Here is a 2125-nt window from a genome sequence, read left to right on the forward strand (position 1 = left end):
AAGCCGTGCGGCCGTCCTGATGAGCGACGTTCTTGCCGGAGCAGTCGGATTTCATGGTGTCGAGAATGGCGTTGTCGCGCATGAGCTGGTGCCATTGCGCCAAGCCAGCCGGGCCTTGCGAGGCGAGAACGGATTGTTCTACGGCTCCGGCGGCGAGAATCGTCCCGGCGGCCTCGCTATACCCGGCTGCGTTGCCGCGCCAGTAGCCCAGGCCGAAGCCGAGCGCGAGGATCACGATTGCCAGCGCCGCGCCCGAGGCGATCGTGCGCCACCATACCCATCGGGACATGGACTTGAGGCGCTGTTCGGCCTCTTTCGCGAAGGAGGCCACAAACTGGCGCGAGAGATCCGCATGCGCCGCTTCGGCCTGCGCCTTTGCGGCGTTGAAGGCTTGATCGATGGTTTGCGCCAAGCCATCCCGCGCCTGGCGCACGGTGCTAAAATCCTGATCGATGTTCTGTCGATGCTCGGCCATGGCGCGCCGCTGATCGGCGGCAATGGCGGCGGTCGAGTCCAGGAACACCCGGAGCGCGTGGAGCGTGTGCGCGGTGGGGTCATTGTCGAGCCGGGCCAGCTGTTCGGCCCGATCCAGCTCCGCTCGCGCGGCGCGGATCGCGGCTTCTGCTCCGCCCTGATCGACGGCCTCGCTCATGGCATCCAAGATTTCACGCCGGCGAATTGCTCATCCATTGCCTTGAGCCAGTGGCCCACCCGCGAGCGGTTGAACACCCCGAGCGGCGGTTCTGTCTGACCGTCCCGTGCAGCGATAAAACTCGCGGTGCGCGCCTCGACCGCCTCGGCCGCATGCAGGCGCGGCATCAAGAGGGTGAGCGCGCCGTCCGCGGTTTCATCGCGATAGACGTTCGAGGAGGTAAGGCGCCCGAACGCCTGGTCACGCGACTGTCCGGTTTGAGTCATGCCTTCATTGAGCACGAAGGCCCGCGCGCGTGGCTTGAAGCCCAAGGCGCCGAGCGTGGCGGCCGGGGTTAAATCCTCGGGATGCGGGCCGGCGAGGTAGAACATCACAACGGCCATGCCCGCCTCCTCGATCATTGCATCGAAGCCGGGCATCTCTCCGGCTATAGTGCGGAGGATCGTATCGCCACCCCCGAGATCGACGATGGCAGTTTGTTTTTCGGCGATGGCGAACTCCATGAAGTCCTGGAGCCAGTCGCGAACGGCGGCCTGGTTGAAGGTATCCGGCCGAGCAACCCCGCCGAAATACGTCGAGAAGGTTGCGTTGGTGGGATCAATGTCAGCCAGGAGAGGCGCTTTCCCGTCCCGCTGCGCCATCTCCACGATCCAGCGCAGGAAGGTGGTCTTGCCGGTTTTGCCCCGGCCGGCCGTCAGGATGATCTTGGGCCGATCGGCGAGATTAACGCCCTGGGCGACGGGTTCAGAACTGGATTGCTCACTGGTCAGCAGCGGCTTGATTTGCGCCGGCTTGAGTCCAGCGGTCGCGCTACCGGGGCGGAATACGGGAGTTGCGGGTTTGTGGGCGCCGTTGGGTTTCTTTTCTGATGAGGGGGCCTCAGTCATCAAATTCTCCTATCGGGATTTGTCGCCTCTCCATTTCGGATCGTCGGGATCGGCCGGGGCTGTTGGGTCACCAAGGGCACGGCGTTCCTCGTGGTGAGGGGTTTGAATTTCGGTGCGGGCTCAGGCGTGCTGGCCGGGGCCGCCGTAACCGGGCGCCCTTCCGCGCGGCGCTTGGCGACCAGGCGCCGCGCCCGCAGCCAATAGTTTTCGACCGTGCGCGGCGTGAGCGGCTGGCCGGTGCGCGAGACCAGCCCGGCCGCCGCGAAGTGCTCCGCCAACCCTTTCCAATGCGCTCCATGCTTGTCGAGGAGGGCGGCGAATTCGTCGTGGTGCTCGATAAACCAGACCATCAACGGCGACCGACGACGAAGGCCGGAAGCCATCGCCGCACCGAGCTTTTCGATATCGAGGTCAGGTGCGGGCATAGCGAATCCTACCGATTTCAATCTCCGCACGTCAATAGAACGCAGCACAACCGCGGCATATTCACGGCATTATCATCATCAATATCACGGCACATACGATGCAAATTCACAGCATAACAACATCGATACCGCGCCATGAAGCTCGCCAAATCCCCGCCACC

The 2125-nt window shown here is 64.0% G+C and carries 3 protein-coding genes; all 3 read right to left on the bottom strand.

Annotation, left to right across the window (positions count from 1 at the left end):
• A partial coding sequence (locus APM_RS18595) for a hypothetical protein (protein WP_241763217.1) occupies positions 1-652 on the bottom strand: 652 nt, incomplete at its 3' end.
• Positions 649-1539 (bottom strand): hypothetical protein, encoded by an 891-nt coding sequence (locus tag APM_RS18600; RefSeq protein WP_007424940.1) that lies wholly within the window; start codon positions 1537-1539, stop codon positions 649-651. The genes APM_RS18595 and APM_RS18600, both read right to left, overlap by 4 nt.
• Positions 1539-1964 (bottom strand): hypothetical protein, encoded by a 426-nt coding sequence (locus APM_RS18605; RefSeq protein ID WP_007424941.1) that lies wholly within the window; start codon positions 1962-1964, stop codon positions 1539-1541. Before APM_RS18605 ends, APM_RS18600 begins: the two co-directional genes overlap by 1 nt.
• Between the last annotated feature and the right edge of the window lie 161 nt (positions 1965-2125).

It is taken from the genome of Acidiphilium sp. PM (assembly GCF_000219295.1).
Lineage (GTDB): Bacteria > Pseudomonadota > Alphaproteobacteria > Acetobacterales > Acetobacteraceae > Acidiphilium > Acidiphilium multivorum.

Bases quoted from the DNA above. Each gene is read 5' to 3' on its own strand.
- APM_RS18600 (WP_007424940.1), bottom strand. From the start codon at position 1,539: ATGACTGAGGCCCCCTCATCAGAAAAGAAACCCAACGGCGCCCACAAA.
- APM_RS18605 (WP_007424941.1), bottom strand. From the start codon at position 1,964: ATGCCCGCACCTGACCTCGATATCGAAAAGCTCGGTGCGGCGATGGCT.